The organism is Deltaproteobacteria bacterium (assembly GCA_009930495.1).
In the GTDB taxonomy this organism is placed as follows: domain Bacteria; phylum Desulfobacterota; class Desulfovibrionia; order Desulfovibrionales; family Desulfomicrobiaceae; genus Desulfomicrobium.
In genome coordinates this window covers 1-1,345 of record RZYB01000412.1, presented here as the reverse complement: position 1 = coordinate 1,345, position 1,345 = coordinate 1, and the positions used below count along the sequence as shown (strand labels likewise).

Genomic DNA, 1,345 nt, shown 5'->3' with positions numbered 1-1,345 from the left:
CCCAGGCCCGGGCTGGCGGTGATAGCCGGGCGTTTTTCTTCCAGATGAAGCACCCATGCCAAACAATCAAATCCTCGTTCAAGGGCATGGTCCGGACCGTGGCGAAAACTTCCGGCCCGGCCTGGCCCAGCCGGGGCACGATGGCCAGACCAAGACGTTCCGCGACCAGGGCGACCATGAATTGGATCTGTCGGCTGTAGGTGGCGATGCGCGGCGTGATGCCATGGCGGGCAAAGGCGGCCGTGACCATGGCGTGGGCGGCGGACGCGGGGTGGGGCATGACGATGGGCCAGTTGGCCAAATCCGGGATGGACAGGCCGGAGCGGCCGGCCAGGGGATGATCGGGCCACACGACGACCACGCCCGGTTCGCGGCAGGCCGACACGGCCTCGAAATCGGCTGGAATGGGCCGGATGGCAAAGGCGACCTCGGCCTCGCCGTTGCGCACGGCCTGGGGCAGATCGGCCGTGTCCCGCTCCACGAGCTGGATCTCGACCAAGGGGTTGTCCGCGCAATAGGCCGCGTAATGCCGGGTAAAAAGCAGGCTGCCGCCCATGACCGGCAGTCCCAGACGCAAGACGCCGGTCCGCGCTCCGGCCAGCTCGCGCATGTCCCGGGTCAGGACGTCGCATTCGGCCAGGATGTTCACGGCCCGCCCGTAGGCCATTTCTCCGGCCTTGGTCAGGCGCGCGCCCTCGGGAGTACGCTCGATCAGACTGACGCCCAGTTCGTCCTCAAGCTGTCGCACCGCGCGGCTGACAGCAGGCTGACTCCGGTACAGCGTAGTGGCGGCCACGGAAAAACATCCGCTTCTGATAACTTCCACGAATGCCGCTAAGTTGCGTAGTTCCATCACTATACCTCCCACGCATGGACGACATGCAAATTCCGCATTGTACATGCCCGCGCCCCTCTCCTATCCGTCAAAATAAAGGCAAGTGGTTTCTTTTGTATTTCATCAACCTTCATGGAGGCGCATCATGGCTGAATGGGAAAAAAAGATCGACATCAACAACGTTTTTCTGCTGCAACCAACCCGGCCCAAAACATTTTTCGGCGTCGGCGCCATCGGCAAGATCGATGAAATCCTGGCCGGATTCGTCGCGGACGGAAAAAAGAAGGTTCTCGTCGTCACCGACACCATCGCCTACAAGGCCAGCGGGGCTTGGGACACGGTGGAACCGGCCCTGAACAAGCATGTCAAATGGGTCCATTACGACAAGGTCCGACCCAACCCGACCTACGTCAACTGCGAGGACGCGGCCGAGGCAGGCTTGAAATTCGGCGCCGACGTCATCCTGGCCATCGGCGGCGGCAGCTCCATGGACACGGCCAAGACGGCTGC

General features: G+C 62.6%; 2 protein-coding genes. One reads left to right on the top strand and one right to left on the bottom strand.

The features are described 5' to 3' along the window. A partial coding sequence (locus EOL86_15095; GenBank protein NCD26895.1) for a LysR family transcriptional regulator occupies positions 1-901 on the bottom strand: 901 nt, incomplete at its 3' end. Between the two features lie 79 nt (positions 902-980). Between EOL86_15095 and EOL86_15090 the strand changes: the two genes are divergently transcribed. Beyond that, positions 981-1,345 (top strand): iron-containing alcohol dehydrogenase (locus EOL86_15090; protein NCD26894.1); only part of this gene is annotated, 365 nt, incomplete at its 3' end.